The sequence below is a fragment of the Stenotrophomonas ginsengisoli genome (assembly GCF_001431485.1).
GTDB classification, from domain to species: Bacteria; Pseudomonadota; Gammaproteobacteria; order Xanthomonadales; family Xanthomonadaceae; genus Stenotrophomonas; species Stenotrophomonas ginsengisoli.
Genome location: NZ_LDJM01000030.1, coordinates 14,683 through 30,970 on the forward strand (window position 1 = coordinate 14,683; position 16,288 = coordinate 30,970).

General features: G+C 66.5%; 13 protein-coding genes and 1 tRNA gene. 13 read left to right on the forward strand and 1 reads right to left on the reverse strand.

What is annotated here, in order from left to right; all coding sequences use genetic code 11:
- Nucleotides 1–3 precede the first annotated feature (3 nt).
- Genes ABB30_RS11750 through ABB30_RS11760 form a run of 3 tightly spaced genes read left to right on the forward strand, consistent with a single transcriptional unit; the run spans nucleotide 4 to nucleotide 7,205 of the window.
- Nucleotides 4–5,349 carry a DNA repair ATPase gene (locus ABB30_RS11750; RefSeq protein WP_057638508.1) on the forward strand — a complete coding sequence of 1,782 codons (5,346 nt, stop codon included), beginning with the start codon at nucleotides 4–6 and terminating at the stop codon, nucleotides 5,347–5,349.
- Nucleotides 5,346–6,098 carry a hypothetical protein gene (locus ABB30_RS11755; RefSeq protein ID WP_057638509.1) on the forward strand — a complete coding sequence of 251 codons (753 nt, stop codon included), beginning with the start codon at nucleotides 5,346–5,348 and terminating at the stop codon, nucleotides 6,096–6,098. Before ABB30_RS11750 ends, ABB30_RS11755 begins: the two co-directional genes overlap by 4 nt.
- 21 nt (nucleotides 6,099–6,119) lie before the next feature.
- The gene (locus ABB30_RS11760; RefSeq protein ID WP_057638510.1) at nucleotides 6,120–7,205 is read left to right on the forward strand and encodes a toxic anion resistance protein; all 1,086 of its coding nucleotides are present in this window, start codon (nucleotides 6,120–6,122) and stop codon (nucleotides 7,203–7,205) included.
- Between the two features lie 60 nt (nucleotides 7,206–7,265).
- Here the strand turns inward: ABB30_RS11760 and ABB30_RS11765 are convergent, their stop codons facing one another.
- On the reverse strand, nucleotides 7,266–8,150 hold the full coding sequence (locus ABB30_RS11765; protein WP_057638511.1) for a LysR family transcriptional regulator: 885 nt from the start codon (nucleotides 8,148–8,150) through the stop codon (nucleotides 7,266–7,268).
- 100 nt (nucleotides 8,151–8,250) lie between these two features.
- Here ABB30_RS11765 and trpB point away from each other — a divergent pair, with 100 nt between their 5' ends.
- The 10 genes from trpB to ABB30_RS11815 all read left to right on the forward strand — a co-directional run bounded on the left by trpB (nucleotide 8,251) and on the right by ABB30_RS11815 (nucleotide 16,283).
- Entirely contained in the window at nucleotides 8,251–9,468 is a 1,218-nt protein-coding gene (gene trpB / locus ABB30_RS11770) for a tryptophan synthase subunit beta (protein WP_057638512.1), read from the forward strand.
- A gap of 32 nt (nucleotides 9,469–9,500) precedes the next feature.
- Entirely contained in the window at nucleotides 9,501–10,304 is an 804-nt protein-coding gene (gene trpA / locus ABB30_RS11775) for a tryptophan synthase subunit alpha (RefSeq protein ID WP_057638513.1), read from the forward strand.
- A 161-nt stretch (nucleotides 10,305–10,465) separates the two neighbouring features.
- The gene (gene accD, locus ABB30_RS11780) at nucleotides 10,466–11,350 is read left to right on the forward strand and encodes an acetyl-CoA carboxylase, carboxyltransferase subunit beta (RefSeq protein WP_057638514.1); all 885 of its coding nucleotides are present in this window, start codon (nucleotides 10,466–10,468) and stop codon (nucleotides 11,348–11,350) included.
- Nucleotides 11,350–12,699, forward strand: a complete 1,350-nt coding sequence (gene glmM, locus ABB30_RS11785; protein WP_057638515.1) for a phosphoglucosamine mutase — start codon at nucleotides 11,350–11,352, stop codon at nucleotides 12,697–12,699. Before accD ends, glmM begins: the two co-directional genes overlap by 1 nt.
- Nucleotides 12,700–12,878: 179 nt before the next feature.
- Nucleotides 12,879–13,817 carry an isopenicillin N synthase family dioxygenase gene (locus tag ABB30_RS11790; protein WP_057638530.1) on the forward strand — a complete coding sequence of 313 codons (939 nt, stop codon included), beginning with the start codon at nucleotides 12,879–12,881 and terminating at the stop codon, nucleotides 13,815–13,817.
- 119 nt (nucleotides 13,818–13,936) lie between these two features.
- On the forward strand, nucleotides 13,937–14,686 hold the full coding sequence (tpiA, locus tag ABB30_RS11795; RefSeq protein WP_057638516.1) for a triose-phosphate isomerase: 750 nt from the start codon (nucleotides 13,937–13,939) through the stop codon (nucleotides 14,684–14,686).
- Nucleotides 14,687–14,719: 33 nt separating this feature from the next.
- Nucleotides 14,720–15,142 carry a preprotein translocase subunit SecG gene (gene secG, locus ABB30_RS11800; protein ID WP_057638517.1) on the forward strand — a complete coding sequence of 141 codons (423 nt, stop codon included), beginning with the start codon at nucleotides 14,720–14,722 and terminating at the stop codon, nucleotides 15,140–15,142.
- A 46-nt stretch (nucleotides 15,143–15,188) separates the two neighbouring features.
- Nucleotides 15,189–15,273 (forward strand) — tRNA-Leu (locus tag ABB30_RS11805).
- A gap of 108 nt (nucleotides 15,274–15,381) precedes the next feature.
- Nucleotides 15,382–15,738 (forward strand): NADH-quinone oxidoreductase subunit A, encoded by a 357-nt coding sequence (locus ABB30_RS11810; protein WP_057638518.1) that lies wholly within the window; start codon nucleotides 15,382–15,384, stop codon nucleotides 15,736–15,738.
- Nucleotides 15,729–16,283 (forward strand): NuoB/complex I 20 kDa subunit family protein, encoded by a 555-nt coding sequence (locus ABB30_RS11815; protein WP_057638519.1) that lies wholly within the window; start codon nucleotides 15,729–15,731, stop codon nucleotides 16,281–16,283. The genes ABB30_RS11810 and ABB30_RS11815 overlap by 10 nt, the downstream gene beginning before the upstream one ends.
- Nucleotides 16,284–16,288: the final 5 nt, after the last annotated feature.

A 16,288-nucleotide genomic window follows, 5' to 3' on the forward strand; every position in this document is an offset into this window, starting at 1 on the left:
AGCATGTCGGACAATCCGGATCAAGCAAGCAGCGTCGCCGTGGATCAGGCGGTGGCCCAGGGCGGCGCCTACGAGGTACTGCGTCGGCGTCTGAGTGAACAGGGCGAGCAGCTGCTTGCCGCCGCCGCGCAGTTGAACCAGCAGCGCCTGGGTGAGTTCGGTGACAGCCGGATGGAGGTGCTCGGGCGCTTCCGCATCCGCTCCGAGCACAATGCCGTGGGCCGCGACGTGGTCCAGATCGGCACTGACTGCCTGTTGTTCGGCTACAACGTCTACATCGGCCTGAAGAGCCAGACCACGGTGGCCGACGTCTTCAGCCTGTACCGCCTGACCCATGGCGATGCCGGTTATGACGTCACCCCGATCGACCCGGCTACCACGTTCCTGGCCCAGCCGGAGTTCGTGCGTGATTTCACCGAGCTGTACACCTACTACAAGGATGCACGGCTGCTGCAGCTGATCGTCACCGAAGGCCGGCTGCTGGCGGCCTTCCAGATCGGTGAGCGCAACACCGATGTGCGCGTGTTCCGCTGGTCCATTGCCAGTGACGGCGTGCTGAGCTATCTGGATGCACGCGGCGAACGCGACATCGTGCTGCCGCCGCCATTTGATTTTGAATGGACCCGCGCCGGGCGCGAGATGGCGGTCAATGGCCGCCATCCGCATCTGAACATCCTGGACACCCTGTTCGTGGAAACCCTCGGCGGTGACCTGACGATCAAGGTGGAAAACAACACCGACAGTGGCCAGGGTATCTACAGCGAACCGGTGGAAGACGCCACCCAGTCGCTGGATGACGCGCAGATCGAGTTTGCCCAGCTTGGCACCCTGATCCTGCTGCGCGTGCTGCCGTACCGCGAGACCCAGTGGCGCGGGCTGATCTTCAACCGCCTCACCGGCCAGGTGCTGCGCAATGACGCCATCGTCCAGGCCTGCGTGCAGCTGCCCGAGGACCACGGCATCATCTTCCCCGGTGGCAGTTACCTGCAAAGTGGCGAACACCGCCATTTCGATGCCGGCGTGGAAGGCATGCAGTTCAAGCGCAGCATCCGTTCGCCCAATGGCGAGGATGTGCTGTACATCTTCTATGACCGCCAGGCCGGGCGCTCGGCCCTGCTGGTCTACAACACCATCGCCCGCAGCCTGCAGAACCCGGTGATCGGCCATGGTTATGCCTTTCTGGCCGATGGCCGCCTGGTGCTGTTCAACGCCGAGGGCGATGCGCCCACCCGCATCCACCCGATGCAGGTCTGGCAAACCCCGTTCTACAGCGATGAGTACGCCGCCAGCCGGCCGCCGAGCACCAGTTTTCTGGGGGCCATCGGCAATGCCGAGCTGGTCCGTGGCATTTCCAACCTGATCGCGGTTGCGCGCCAGATCGCCAGCCCGGATGTGTCCCTGCCGCGTTACCAGCGTCTGGTGGAGCAGGCGCGGCGCCTGTTTGACAGCCATCACTGGCTTGATGATGCCAACTGCGGCGGCATTGCCAGCCTGCTGCATGCGGTCACCGCCACCGGTGAGTCGGTGCTGGACGAGTTCGAGAAAGTGCAGTCCATTGCTGCGCAGTCGCAGCAGGCCATGGACGATGCCCGGCGTGAGCACCGCGCCTTGCTGGCACGCCTGCAGCCGGACAACTGGCAGCAGGTGGATGCGTTCGTGCAGGCGCTCACTGCCATCCGTCAGCAGCGTGGCCAGCTGCTGACGATCCGTGAACTGCGCTACATCGATACCGCTGCCATCGATGCGATGACCGATGCCCTGGCCCAGGCCGAGCAGCAGGTCGGTGCGGCCACCGGCCGCTTCCTGGCCAGTGAACGTGCGCTGCAGCCCTACAACGAGCGCCTGTCGGCGCTGGACCAGGCCGCGCAGGAAGCCGTCAGCGCGCGCGCCATTGCCGGGCAGCTGGAGCTGATGCAGGCCATGGCCGCCGAGCTGGACATGCTCAGCGAGCTGATGGCCGGCCTGCCGATCGAAGATGCGGGCGTGCAGACTGCCGTGGTCGAGGCGATTTCGGCCATCTATGCCCGCCTCAACCAGGCCCGGGCCCGCGCCGAGCAGCGCCGCCGCAGCGCCGGCAGCCAGGAAAGCATGGCCCAGTTCGGTGCCCAGTTCGCCCTGTTCGGGCAGGCCACGGCCAGTGCCCTGGCCCTGGCCACCGACCCGGAACGTGCCGACGAACAGCTCTCGCGCCTGCTGGTGCAGCTGGAAGAGCTGGAAAGCCGCTTCGGCGAGCATGAGCAGTTCCTCGGCGACATCCTGGACAAGCGCCAGGAGTTGATGGAGGCCTTTGACAGCCACAAGCAGGCCTTGCTGGAGCAGCGCCAGCGCAAGGCGCGCTCGGTACTGGAAGCGGCCAACCGCCTGCTGGAGGGCCTGGGCCGGCGGACCGAGCGCTTCGAGCGTGCCGAGGACCTGCATGCCTTCTTTGCCGGCGACCCGCTGGTGGTCAAGCTGCGCCAGCTCAGTGCCCGCCTGCGCGAGTACCACGACAACGTCAAGGCCGATGATGTCGATGCCCGGCTCAAGGGCGTGGCCGACCAGGCCGTGCGCGCGCTGCGTGACCGCAGCGACCTGTACGAGGCCGGCGGCAGTGTGATCAAGCTGGGGCCGCGCCACCGTTTCAGCGTCAACAGCCAGGTGCTGGACCTGACCCTGGTGCCCGATGGCCAGGATCTGGCCGTGCACCTGACCGGTACCGATTACCTGCAACGCATCGAGGATCCAGCGCTGGAGGCCGGCCGGGCGTACTGGCAAGTCAACCTGGAATCGGAATCGGAGCAGCTGTACCGGGGCGAATTCCTTGCCGGCAGCATCCTGCTGGCGGCCCGGGCAGGGCAGGAGGGCCTGGACATGGCACGCCTGCGCCAGGCCGCTGCCGACCCGCAGCAGCTGGACCGGCTGGTGCGCGAATTTGCCGCGCCCCGCTACCGGCAGGGGTACGAGCGCGGCATCCATGACCATGACGCGGTGATCCTGCTGCAGGCGCTGCTGCCCATCGAACGAGGGGCCGGGGTGCTGGTGCATGCGGCCGCCACCCGGGCCATCGCGCTGCGCTACTGGGCCGAGCACGGGCAGTCGGTGGTGGTCAGCCAGTGGGGCGCGCGGCGTGCCGGCGCCGCTACCCTGCAGCGCCTGTTCGGTGACGGCAGTGCCCTGCAGGCCCTGCAGCAGGAGATGGCCAACCAGCTGCACGAGCATGCCCAGGTGCAAGCGCTGGCGTGGAGCCCGGCACAGTGCATGGCCGCTGCGGCCTACCTGCTTGATGAGCTGGCCGCCGCACCACCGGTTTTCAGCATCAGCCGCAATGCGCAGGTCCTGCTGCAGCAGTTGCGCCAGACCCTGCAGGACGCCGGCGAGAACGAACGCTTTGACGCCTTGCTGGCCGCCGCCGGTGATGCCGGCTCACGCTGGGCCCTGGCAGTCCAGTGGCTGGGGGCAATCTGCCGCGATCCGCAGGCACAGCCGCTGCGTGATTATGTGGCCGAGGCCGCCGCCCTGCTGCTGCATGGCCCGGCCCTGCATCACCGGGTCAGCCAGGCAGGCCTGTCCGCGTCGGTGGAGGGCCTGCTCGGCGAGCATCCGCGCATCGTGGAAGGGCGCATGGCGCTGACCCTGGATGATTTCATGGCCCGCCTGCAGCACCACATCGAGCACTTCCAGCCCGGCCTGGCGGCCTACCAGAAAGTGCGCAACCAGATCATCGCGCGCGAGCGCGAGCAGCTGCGGCTGGAGGAGTTCAAGGCGCGCCCGCTGTCCTCGTTTGTCCGCAACAAATTGATCAACGATGTCTACCTGGGCCTGATCGGCGACAACCTGGCCAAGCAGATGGGCACGGTGGGGCAGGACAAGCGCAGCGACCTGATGGGCCTGCTGATGCTGATCAGCCCGCCCGGTTACGGCAAGACCACGCTGATGGAATACGTGGCCAGCCGCCTGGGCCTGGTTTTCATGAAGATCAATGGTCCGTCGCTGGGCCACGAGGTCAAGTCGCTGGACCCGGCCCAGGCCCCGGATGCGACCTCGCGCCAGGAGCTGGAAAAGATCAACCTGGCCCTGGAGATGGGCAACAACACCATGCTGTATGTGGATGACATCCAGCACACCCATCCTGAGTTCCTGCAGAAGTTCATTTCCCTGTGCGATGGCACCCGGCGCATCGAGGGCGTGTGGCGCGGGCGTACCCGCACCTATGACATGCGCGGCAAGAAGTTCTGCGTGGTGATGGCCGGCAACCCGTACACCGAGTCCGGCGAGGTGTTCAAGATTCCGGACATGCTGGCCAACCGTGCCGACATCTACAACCTGGGCGATGTGCTGGGCGGCATGGAAGAGGCGTTCAAGCTCAGCTACATCGAAAACAGCCTGACCTCCAACCCGGTGCTGGCGCCGCTGGCCACCCGGCAGATGGCCGACCTGTACCTGCTGGTGGACCAGGCCCAGGGCAAGCAGGTGTCCAGCAACGACCTGAGCCATGCCTACAGCCAGGCCGAGATCAACGAGATTGTCGCCACCCTGCAGCGCATGCTGCAGGTGCGCGAGGTGGTCTACCGGGTCAACCTGCAGTACATCGCCAGCGCCGCCCAGGCCGACCAGTACCGGGTCGAGCCGCCGTTCCGGCTGCAGGGCAGCTACCGCAACATGAACAAGCTGGCCGAGAAGGTCTCGCCGGTGATCAATGCGCAGGAGCTGGCCCAGCTGCTGGATGACCATTACCAGGGCGAATCGCAGCTGCTCACCACCGGGGCGGAGGAAAACCTGCTCAAGCTCGGTGAGCTGCGTGGCAGCCTGGGGGCCGAGCAACTGGCGCGCTGGGAGCAGATCAAGCGTGATTTCCTGCGCAACAAGGCCATTGGTGGCGATGACGCCGATGTCGGTGGCCGGGTCGTGGCGCAGCTGGCCGACATCGCCCAGGGGCTGCAGCAACAGCACGCGCCGGTAGTGGTGGCCGGGCCCGCCGAGCCGGCACCGTGGCCGGCCATCGTGGAGGCACTGCAGGCCCTGGTTGTGCCGGCCGCCACCGCAACCCCGGTCACGTCCGCCTCGCCGGCAGCGGCCAATGCCGGGCCTGCGCTGGACATGCAGGCGCTGGAGCCATTGCTGCAGGCACTGCGCAGCAACCAGCTGCAACAGCAGCAGACCGCGCAGGCGCTGGCCGCACTGGCCCAGAGCCTGGCCCAGCGCACGACGTCCGCGCCCGTCGAAGGTGGTGGCAAGCCACGGCGCAGCCGCCAAGGGGCGGTGACCCGCGACATGGACCGCGAGCTGGTCCAGCATTTCTATGGCTTGCAGGCCATTGATGCCGAAACCGGGCAACGTCCGCCCGCCCCGCCGGAACCCGGGCCGCAATGAGCCTGGTCAGCGCCGATGTCCTGGGCCGGGCCGCACCGCAGGCCGATGCCGCGCCGCCAGGCACGGTAGAGATGGCCACGGCCTATGCGCAGCCGTGGCTGGCGCTGTATTCCAGCCTGCCGGCGGTGCCGCCGGCCACGTGCGCCGCGGCTGGCCTGGTGGACGAGCTGGAGAACCTGCAGCTGGCCCTGCTGGCTGATGATCCGGCCGCCCTGCGTCGCCGCAGCAGTTGGTGGGGGCGCTTGCTCGGGCGGGATCTGCTGGTCCAGCAACAGGCACAGCAACTGGCCGGCGGGATGCCGGCGGTGATCGCCCGTGCCGATGCCCAGGCCCGCCAGCTGGGCGCCGATACCGCGCAGCAGCAAGCGCTGGCCGATGCCTTGCTCATGCTCGATGCGCTTGCCCAGGCCTGGCTGGCGCAGGGCCAGGGTTTCATTGCCGATGCCGCGCTGGCGGCGCCGGTGGCCCCGGCATTGCGCACGCGCCTGCAGCACCTGCAGCGCATGCGCCTGCTCGGCCAGCAGGGCCTGCAGCATGCGCAGTTGCTGGTGGCCAGCGGACAGGGGCTGTTGCAGCGCTATGCCGGCCTGCGCGAGGCCTTGCTGGCCGCGTGGAAACAACAGCAGGCCCTGCGTGCGGCCGATCCGGCCCTGCAGGCACGCATCCTTGCCCAGCTGGCGCAGATGCGTCAGGGTCTGGACAGCCTGCCCGGCGCTGATCCGGCAGCGCCCCCGTCCTCATTTCCTTGATCCAACCAAGCGAGCCCGCGCATGAACCAAGATCATCTTCCCGTTGCTGCCGACAGCCTGGAGCCCGGCTTGCTGACCCGCCTCGGTTTGCACGATGCCGACATGGCCCAGATCCAGCAGCTGGCCCAGGGCCTGGCCGATGCCGGGCCGTCCGGATTGCCGGTATTCGGCAGCGAGGCCGCCGGCAAGAGCGCGGCATTTTCCTCGCGCCTGCTTGACCAGGTGCGCAACCGTGACCTGGATGCCGCCGGCGACAAGCTGGGCGAGGTGGTGCGCATTGCACGCACGCTCAAGCTGGACGGCCTGGCGCAGCGTTCGCGGGTGCCGGTGATCGGTGGGCTGATCGACCGCATGCGTGCCAGTCGCGGTGAACTGGTGCAGAAGTTCAGCGACAGCAACAGCCAGATCGAACAGCTGATGGCCGATGTCGGCGTGCAGCAGGCCGGTCAGCTGCAGCGGGTGCACGAGTTTGACCGCATGCACGAGCTGGTGCGCCAGGAACACCACGCGCTGGGCCTGCATGTGGCAGCGGGCAAGCTGCAGCTGGCACGGATGGCCGCTGAACTGGCGGGCCTGGCCGAGGGCGATGATCCGCTGCTGCGCACCCGGCGCAGCGAGCTGGACAATGCGCGCCGTCTGCTCGACAAACGGGTGGGCGACCTGCTGTTGATGCAGCATGCGGCCGAGCAGTCCCTGCCGATGATCCGCCTGATCCAGGCCAATGCCCTGCAGCTGATCGAAAAGTTCAACACCGTACGCGAGATCACCATCCCCTCGTGGAAGCGCCAGTTCGCCATCCAGCTGTCACTGGACGAGCAGAGCAAGGCCGCCGGCCTGACCACGGCCATCGACGATGCCACCAACGAGCTGATGCGGCGCAATGCCGACCTGTTGCGCCAGGCCTCGGTGGAGACCGCGCGCACCAACCAGCGTGGGGTGATCGACGTGGCCACGCTGCGCCATGTGCATGACCAGCTGATCGCCACGGTGGAGGAGGTGCGCAGCATCCACCGCGAGGGCATGCAGCAGCGGCAGCAGGCCGAAGTCGAGCTGTCCCGGCTCAGCCAGGACCTGCAGCAACGTCTGGCGGCCCCGACGGCCCCCTGAGGGCTTGCCGGTGCAGCGGCAGGCAGCGCCCGGCAGTCCGGGCGCCGGCCCCGGCGGGGGTCACTGCAGTTGTTGCTGCAGCCACCGGGCCAGCGCGTCGATGCGCCGGTCACGGTTGTCGGCCCGCCGGCACAGGGCCCAGCTGCCACCGGTGGGGGCAAAGCCCCAAGGAGCGAGCAGGCGTCCGCTGGCGAGGTCGGCGGCAACCAGCTCCTGCGGCGCGATGGCCACGCCCAGGCCCGCGCCGGCCGCTTCCAGCAGGTAGTAGAGATGGTCAAAGCCTTGCCCAAGCTGCGGTGTGGCGGTGCCCAGGCCGTGGGCATCAAGCCAGGCCGGCCAGGCCTGCGGGCGCGAGGTGGTGTGCAGCAGGGGCTGTTGCAGCAGCTGGGCTGGCACGGCCTGGCTCAAGTGGGCGGCCTGTGGCAGTTGCGGGCTGAACACCGGGCCGATGCGCTCGGCGGCCAGCACATCGACCTGCCAGTGTGCCGGCCAGGGCGGCTGGCCCAGCAACAGCACGCCATCCAGGCCGGGCAGGTCGGGATGCAGTTCCCCTTCCACCGCGGCCAGGTGCAGGGTCAGTCCGGGCAGGTCGCGCTTGAGCGCCTCCAGCCGCGGAATCATCCAGCGCGCCAGCACGCTGCCCGGGCAGCCCAGCACCAGCGGGCCGTCGGCAGGACGTGGCTGGATCGCGGCCCAGCCTGCGCGCAGCTGCTCGAAGGCGGCCTGTGCGGCTTGCTGCAGTTGTCGCCCGGCTGGTGTCGGTGCCAGCCCACGCCCGATGCGTTCCAGCAGCGGGACGCCGGCGGCTTGTTCCAGGGCCTGCAACTGGCGGCTGATTGCGCCATGGGTGACATGCAGCTCGGTCGCGGCCGCGCTGGCACTGCCCAGGCGGACCGTTGCCTCGAAGGCGCGCAGGGCGGTGAGTGGGGGCAGGGGGCTGGGCATTGTGTGAGTTTAAATCACATTTCTGGCCAAAATGTCGATTGTTTCCGGCATGCCGGCCCGGGTAATGTGAGTCCATCGCACGATTTACAGCAGGTTTGTCATGTCCAGCGGCCCGATTGCCGATTTCCACGCCTTCCCCGACGCCAGCGGCCACTTCGGCCGTTATGGCGGCAGCTTCGTGGCCGAAACCCTGGTCGGCCCGTTGCAGGAGCTGGCCGCTGCCTATGACGCCGCGCGCCGTGATGCCAGCTTCCAGCAGGCCTTTGACAAGGACATGGCCCATTACGTGGGCCGGCCCAGCCCGATCTATCACGCGCAGCGTTTGAGCCGCGAAGTGGGCGGGGCGCAGATCCTGCTCAAGCGCGAGGACCTCAACCACACCGGCGCGCACAAGATCAACAACACCATCGGCCAGGCCCTGCTGGCTGCGCGGATGGGCAAGAAGCGCATCATCGCCGAGACCGGTGCCGGCCAGCACGGCGTGGCTTCGGCCACGGTGGCGGCGCGTCTGGGCCTGGAATGCGTGGTCTACATGGGCGCCACCGACATCGAGCGGCAGAAGATCAACGTCTACCGGATGAAACTGCTTGGCGCCACGGTGGTGCCGGTGACCTCCGGCTCGGCCACCCTGAAGGACGCGCTGAACGAGGCGATGCGCGACTGGGTGACCAATATCGCCGACACCTTCTACATCATCGGCACCGTGGCCGGCCCGGACCCGTACCCGCGCATGGTGCGTGACTTCAATGCGATTGTCGGCCGCGAGGCGCGCGAGCAGATGCTGGCCGAGTACGGCCGCCTGCCTGATGCGATCACCGCCTGCGTCGGTGGTGGCTCCAATGCGATCGGCCTGTTCCATGCCTTCCTCAATGACCCGGGTGTGGCCATCTATGGCGCCGAGGCTGCCGGTGACGGCATCCACACCGGCCGCCATGCCGCCTCGATCAGTGCCGGCCGTCCGGGCGTGCTGCACGGCAACCGCACCTATGTACTGTGCGATGACGACGGCCAGATCACCGAAACCCATTCGATCTCTGCCGGCCTGGACTACCCGGGCGTGGGCCCGGAGCATGCCTTCCTGGCCGACAGCGGCCGGGCCAAGTACGTGGGCATCACCGATACCGAAGCGCTGGATGCCTTCCATCGCCTGACCCGGGTGGAGGGCATCCTGCCGGCACTGGAATCCAGCCATGCCATCGCCCAGGCGATCAAGCTGGCGCGCGACCTGTCTCCGGACAAGATCGTGCTGTGCAACCTCTCCGGCCGTGGCGACAAGGACGTGCACACCATCGCCGGCCGCGAAGGCATTGTGCTGTGAGCGCTGTAATCGAACCTGCCGTGAGTGCTGCCATGACTGCTTCCCGTATCGATGCCCGTTTTGCCCAGCTGCGCGCGCAAGGCCGCAAGGCCCTGATTCCCTTCATCACCGCCGGCGATCCCTCGCTGGAGGCAACCGTGCCGGTGATGCACGCGCTGGCCGCCGCCGGCGCCGATGTGATCGAGCTGGGGGTGCCGTTCTCCGACCCGATGGCCGACGGCCCGACCATCCAGCGTTCCTCCGAGCGCGCCCTGGCCCGTGGTGCCGGTATGCGCTTCGTGCTGGAAGCGGTGGCGCAGTTCCGCAGGACCGATGACACCACCCCGGTGGTGTTGATGGGCTATCTCAACCCGGTGGAAATCCGCGGTGCCGAAGCCTTTGCCGATGCCGCCCTGGCGGCCGGGGTGGACGGCGTGCTGCTGGTCGACCTGCCGCCGGAGGAGGCGGCCGATCTGCAGGCGGCCTTCGCCCGTACCGGCCTGTCGCTGGTGCTGCTGGCCTCGCCGACCACGCCGGCTTCGCGCATCCAGCGCCTGTGTGACGATGCGGCCGGCTATCTGTACTACGTCAGCTTCAATGGCGTGACCGGGGCCAGCGAGCGGTTGGACCTGCAGGCCGCCGGCACCCGCCTGCGCCAGCTGCGCCAGGCCTGCCGCGTGCCGGTGGTGGCAGGCTTCGGCATCAAGGATGCGGCCAGTGCCGCGGCAATGGCGGTGGATGCCGATGGTGTGGTGGTGGGCAGTGCGCTGGTTGCCGCGCTGGCCGAAGCGGCCGACCCGGTCGCCGCTGCCGGGCAGTTCCTGGCCCCGCTGCGCCAGGCGCTGGACGCGGGCTGAGCGTGCGGGCGGGGCGTTGCCGGTGGATCGCCGGCAATGAGCGGCGTTGTTGTGTGCGGCAGGCTGCAAGATCGCTTCCATACGGATGGGTCTACACCGGTACGCTGCGCTAGACTGTCCGGGTTGCGGCTTTCGCCGCCTAGAACGGAAACCTGCTCCCGATGAGTTGGCTCAGCAAGTTGATGCCGTCCGGCATCCGTACCGACAATGCCCCGGCCAAGAAGCACAACATTCCCGAAGGGGTCTGGGACAAGTGCAGCAGCTGCAATGAAGCGCTGTACCGGCCCGAGCTGGAAGAAAACCTGATGGTCTGCCCTAAGTGCGGGCACCACATGGCCATCCGCGCCCGTGCCCGCCTGACGGCCCTGTTCGATCAAGGCAGTACGGTGGAAATCGGGGCCCGTCTGGCCCCGGTGGATGTGCTCAAGTTCAAGGATTCCAAGCGCTACGCCGAACGCATCAAGTCCACTCAGAAGGCCACCGGCGAGTTTGATGCCCTGGTTGCCCTGCGCGGCACACTGAAGGGGCGCGCCCTGGTTGCCTCCTCGTTCGACTTCGCCTACATGGGCGGCTCGATGGGCTCGGTGGTCGGCGAGCGCTTTGCCCTGGCCGCCGAAGCGGCGCTGGAGAACGGCTGCCCGTTCGTCAATTTCTCCGCTTCCGGCGGTGCGCGCATGCAGGAAGGCCTGCTCTCGCTGATGCAGATGGCCAAGACCTCGGCCGCCCTGGCCAAGCTGCGTGCAGCCGGCCTGCCGTACATCTCGGTGCTGACCCATCCCACCACCGGTGGTGTGTCGGCCTCGTTCGCCATGCTCGGTGACATCAACATCGCCGAGCCGCAGGCGCTGATCGGCTTTGCCGGCCCGCGCGTGATCGAGCAGACCGTGCGCGAGACCCTGCCCGAGGGCTTCCAGCGTTCGGAGTTCCTGCTCGAACACGGCGCCATCGACCAGATCGTGGACCGTCGCCAGATGCGTGAGCGTCTGGCAGACTTGACGGCTCTTCTGATGAGCCAGCCGGCGCATGCCGACAAAGAAGTGGGTTGATGTCTGAACGTAAGTACTTTGGTACCGATGGCATCCGTGGCCGCGTCGGCCAGGGGGTGATCACCGCCGAATTCGTGCTGCGCCTGGGCAATGCCCTGGGCCGGGTCCTTTCGGCTGACGGTGCCAAGCGCCCGGTGGTGGTGATCGGCAAGGACACCCGGATTTCCGGCTACATGTTCGAATCGGCGCTGGAGGCGGGCCTGACCGCTGCCGGCGCGGATGTGCAGCTGCTCGGGCCGATGCCGACCCCGGCCATTGCGTTTCTGGCCCGTACCCTGGGCGCCGATGCCGGCGTGGTGATCAGTGCCTCGCACAATCCGCATCATGACAACGGGATCAAGTTCTTCTCGGCCAGTGGCGAAAAGCTTGATGACGCCACCGAGGCGGCGATCGAGGCGGCCATCGACCAGCCGCTGCTGACCGTGGATTCGGCCCATCTGGGCAAGGCGCGGCGTTCGGTGGAGGCCATCGGCCGCTACGTGGAATTCTGCAAGGCCACCGTGCCGCGCGGGTTTGACCTGCATGGCATGAAGATCGTGCTTGATTGCGCCCATGGGGCCACCTACCAGATCGCGCCGCTGCTGTTTGCCGAGCTGGGCGCGCAGGTCAGCGTGATCGGTGCCGCGCCCAATGGCCTGAACATCAATGACGGCGTGGGTTCCACCCATATCGATGCACTGCAGAGGGTGGTGGTGGAGCAGGGCGCAGATCTGGGGATTGCCTTTGACGGCGACGGTGACCGGGTGCTGATGGTCGATGACCAGGGCGCTGCGGTGGACGGCGATGGCCTGCTCTATGTACTGGCCCGCGCCTGGCAGGCCTCCGGCCGACTGCGTGGCCCGGTGGTGGGCACGGTGATGACCAACTACGGCCTGGAACAGGCCATGGCCGGGCTGTCGATCCCGTTCGTGCGTGCCAAGGTCGGTGACCGCCACGTGCACAAGGGCCTGGTTGATGGGGGTGGCCTGCTCGGTGGCGAGGCCTCCGGGCACCTGCTGTGCCTGGATCGTGCCTCCACCGGCGATGCCATCATCAGTGCCCTGCAGGTGCTGGAAGTGCTGCGCGCCCAGGGGCAGACCCTGCGTCAGGCCCTGGCAGGCCTGGTAATGGTGCCGCAAGTCACTGAAAACGTATGCCTCAGTGGCGATGCGAAGGCGGTTGTGGCTGCGCCGGTGGTGCTGCAGGCGCTGGCCCAGGCGCAGCTGGCGGTGGCCGGTCGTGGCCGTGCCTTCCTGCGTCCTTCCGGCACCGAGCCGGTGGTCCGGGTCACGGTGGAAGCCGATACCGCAGAGCTGGTGCGCAAGACCCTGGATGATCTGGCCGCGGCGGTCCGGCAGGCGGCTGCCTGAGTATCCGGGCGGGGTAGGCAGGGCCGGCAGTGTCGGTCTTGCCTATCGTGCCGGATAGGCAAATGCAATGATTTCAGTCGGGTCAGGTTCGGCTGGAAAGGCGCATAATCGCCGGCCTTGCCCAATCATCCGGCGCATTTGCGCCCGTGCCCGTCCGGCACGCAACCCATGAGCTGATCATGACCGCACGTATTCCGACTCTGGATATCACCCGCTTTGATACTGACCGCGATGCGTTCGTGGCCGAGCTGGGTGCTGCTTACCGTCAATGGGGTTTTGCTGGCATCAGCAACCACGGCATTTCCCAGGAACTGATCGACAACGCCTATGCGGCGTTCCGCAAGTTCTATGCGCTGCCGGAAGAAACCAAGAAGAAGTACCACCTGGCAGGCCAGGGCGGTGCGCGTGGCTACACCCCGTTCGGCATCGAAACAGCCAAGGATTCCAAGCACTTCGACCTGAAGGAGTTCTATCACATCGGTCGCGAGATCGCCGATGACTCCAAGTACCGCGATGTGATGGCACCGAACGTGTGGCCCGAAGAAGTGGCCGAGTTCAAGCAGTACGGCCTGGCCCTGTACAACGCCCTGGACGCCCTGGGTGCCCGCGTGCTGGCTGCCCTGGCCCTGCACATCGACCTGCCGGAAGATTTCTTCGTGGACAAGGTCAATGTCGGCAACTCGATCCTGCGCCCGATCCACTACCCGCCGATCACCACCGACGACATCCCCAACGAGCGCGCTGGCGCCCATGGCGACATCAACTTCATCACCCTGCTGGTCGGTGCTTCCACCGCTGGCCTGGAAGTGCGTTCGCACGATGGCGAGTGGGTCCCGTTCACCTCGGCAGGGGACACCATCGTGGTCAACATCGGCGACATGCTGCAGCGCCTGACCAATCACGTGTATCCGTCCACCATCCACCGCGTGGTCAACCCGGCTGGCGAGGCTGCCCGCCAGCCGCGTTACTCGGTGCCGTTCTTCCTGCATCCGAACCCGGATTACCTGATCGACGTGCTGCCTTCGTGCATCACTGCTGAAAATCCGAGCCGCTACCCGGAGGCGATCACCGCCCATGGCTTCCTGGAAGAGCGTCTGCGCGAGATCAAGCTGAAGTAAGGCGATCTTCGCTGCCATACAAGCGCCACCTGCGATGCGGGTGGCGTTTTTGTTTGTGGGGGTCACGCGGCCGGGGTGATCGGCTATCCTTGCGCGCTTGAATATCCGGGAGTGACCTGATGCGTCGCATGATTGTTGCTGGTAACTGGAAGCTGCAGGGCAGCCGTGAATTCACCGCCGCCCTGATCGGGCAGCTGGTCCAGGCCGGTGTGCCGGCCGGGGTGGAGATGGTGGTGATTCCGCCGGCGCCGTACATCGCCCTGGCGGTGGACAAGGCGGCCGGGACGCTGGCCGTTGGTGGCCAGGATGTCAGCGTGCATGCCAAGGGTGCCTATACCGGTGAGGTGGCCGCTTCGATGCTGGTAGATACCGGTGCGCGCTATGTGCTGGTCGGTCATTCCGAGCGTCGTCAGTACCATGCCGAGAGCAGCCAGCTGGTGGCCGACAAGTTCAAGGCGGCGCGCGATGCCGGCCTGGTGCCGGTGTTGTGCGTGGGCGAAACCCTGGCCGAGCGCGAGGCCGGGCAGATGGAGGCGGTGATTGCCGCCCAGCTGCAGCCGGTGCTGGACCTGGTTGGTGCGGCCGGGCTGGGGCAGGGTGTGGTGGCCTACGAGCCGGTCTGGGCGATCGGTACCGGTATGACCGCCAGCCCGGCGCAGGCGCAGGCCGTGCACGCCTTCATCCGTGGCGTGGTGGCGGCTGCCGATGCTACAATTGCCGATTCGCTGTCGATCCTGTATGGCGGCAGTGTCAAGCCCGACAATGCATCCGAGCTGTTTGCCCAGCCGGATGTGGATGGCGGGCTGGTTGGCGGGGCCTCGCTGGTGGCGGCAGATTTCACTGCCATCGCCAATGCGGCTGCCCGCTGAGTTTTCGATACACCTTCCGCGGACTCAATGCCCATGTTGATGATTGTCCTGAATGTGATCTATGTGCTCGTCGCCATTGCGATGATCGCGCTGATCTTGCTGCAGCGTGGCTCTGGTGCCGCGGCTGGTTCCGGCTTTGGTGCCGGTGCTTCGGGTACCGTTTTCGGTGCGCGTGGCGCAGCCAACTTCATGTCCAAGACCACCAAGTGGCTGGGCGTGGCCTTTTTCTCCATCAGCATGTTCATGGCCTGGTATGCCACCCATGGTGGTCGCGCCGAAGGCTCGGACCTGGGTGTGATGGCGCAGGTCCCGGCAGCCGAGGTGCAGCCGGTTTCGGCGCCGGCCGCCACTGTCCCGGCAGCGGCGGCAGCAGTGGAGCCGGCAGCTGTGCCGGCTCAGGCGGAAACGGCTGTTTCGAGTGAAGAAACTGCCGAAAAGCCCGCACAAAACGACTGAAGACGGTTACAATAGCGGCTGCACTGTTCTTCACGGTGCATGCATTGCCCAGGTGGCGGAATTGGTAGACGCACTACCTTGAGGTGGTAGCGACGAGAGTCGTAGGGGTTCGAGTCCCCTCTTGGGCACCAATACTTCAGAAGTACATTCGGAGCAAGCGGACCTGCAGCCTGTCTGCTCCGTCAATCCCCATGCCGAAACGCCAGCTGGTGTGGAGGCAGAGGCAAGAGAGAATCGCTGTGCTGGCCGAATATTTGCCGTCTCTGCTGTTTCTGATCATCGCCACCGGCATCGGCATCACGCTGATGGCGGTGAGTCGCTTTTTGGCGCCGCGTAATCCTGATGCCCAGATGTTGTCGCCCTATGAGTGCGGCTTCGAGGCATTTGAAAACGCCCGCATGAAGTTCGACGTGCGGTATTACCTGATCGCGATCCAGTTCATCGTCTTCGACCTGGAAATCATCTTCATCGTGCCGTGGACCCAGGTCTTCATGGAGCTGGGTGCACGTTCGTTGGTGACGATGGGCCTGTTCGTGGGCATGCTGTTTCTCGGTTTCATCTATGTGTGGAAGAAGGGAGCGCTGGAATGGGAGTGATTCAGACTCTCGATGGCCTGATGCACAACCCGGTCCCGCTGGGCCAGGTCGATGACATCCTGCGCCCTGAAGGCGAGAACCCGCTGCTGGACAAGGGCTATGTGACCACCAGTGTCGACGCCCTGTTGAACTGGGCACGTACCGGTTCGATGTGGCCGATGACCTTCGGTCTGGCCTGTTGCGCGGTGGAGATGATGCACTGCGGTGCAGCACGTCTTGACCTTGACCGTTATGGCGTTGTGTTCCGTCCGTCGCCGCGTCAGTCCGACGTGATGATCGTTGCCGGTACCCTGGTCAACAAGATGGCCCCAGCGCTGCGCAAGGTCTATGACCAGATGCCCAACCCGAAGTGGGTGATCTCGATGGGTAGCTGCGCCAATGGCGGCGGCTATTACCACTATTCGTATTCGGTCGTGCGCGGTTGTGACCGTGTGGTGCCGGTGGATGTCTATGTGCCGGGCTGCCCGCCAACCGCTGAGGCGTTGGTCTACGGCATCCTGCAGCTGCAGAAGAAGATCCGTCGCGAACACACCATCGCGCGCTGACCTGT

Excerpts from the sequence above, each read along its gene's own strand:
- ABB30_RS11750 (WP_057638508.1), top strand. The coding sequence starts at position 4 with ATGTCGGACAATCCGGATCAAGCAAGCAGCGTCGCCGTGGATCAGGCG.
- ABB30_RS11755 (WP_057638509.1), top strand. The coding sequence starts at position 5,346 with ATGAGCCTGGTCAGCGCCGATGTCCTGGGCCGGGCCGCACCGCAGGCC.
- ABB30_RS11760 (WP_057638510.1), top strand. The coding sequence starts at position 6,120 with ATGAACCAAGATCATCTTCCCGTTGCTGCCGACAGCCTGGAGCCCGGC.
- ABB30_RS11765 (WP_057638511.1), bottom strand. The coding sequence starts at position 8,150 with ATGCCCAGCCCCCTGCCCCCACTCACCGCCCTGCGCGCCTTCGAGGCA.
- trpB (WP_057638512.1), top strand. The coding sequence starts at position 8,251 with ATGTCCAGCGGCCCGATTGCCGATTTCCACGCCTTCCCCGACGCCAGC.
- trpA (WP_057638513.1), top strand. The coding sequence starts at position 9,501 with ATGACTGCTTCCCGTATCGATGCCCGTTTTGCCCAGCTGCGCGCGCAA.
- accD (WP_057638514.1), top strand. The coding sequence starts at position 10,466 with ATGAGTTGGCTCAGCAAGTTGATGCCGTCCGGCATCCGTACCGACAAT.
- glmM (WP_057638515.1), top strand. The coding sequence starts at position 11,350 with ATGTCTGAACGTAAGTACTTTGGTACCGATGGCATCCGTGGCCGCGTC.
- ABB30_RS11790 (WP_057638530.1), top strand. The coding sequence starts at position 12,879 with ATGACCGCACGTATTCCGACTCTGGATATCACCCGCTTTGATACTGAC.
- tpiA (WP_057638516.1), top strand. The coding sequence starts at position 13,937 with ATGCGTCGCATGATTGTTGCTGGTAACTGGAAGCTGCAGGGCAGCCGT.
- secG (WP_057638517.1), top strand. The coding sequence starts at position 14,720 with ATGTTGATGATTGTCCTGAATGTGATCTATGTGCTCGTCGCCATTGCG.
- ABB30_RS11815 (WP_057638519.1), top strand. The coding sequence starts at position 15,729 with ATGGGAGTGATTCAGACTCTCGATGGCCTGATGCACAACCCGGTCCCG.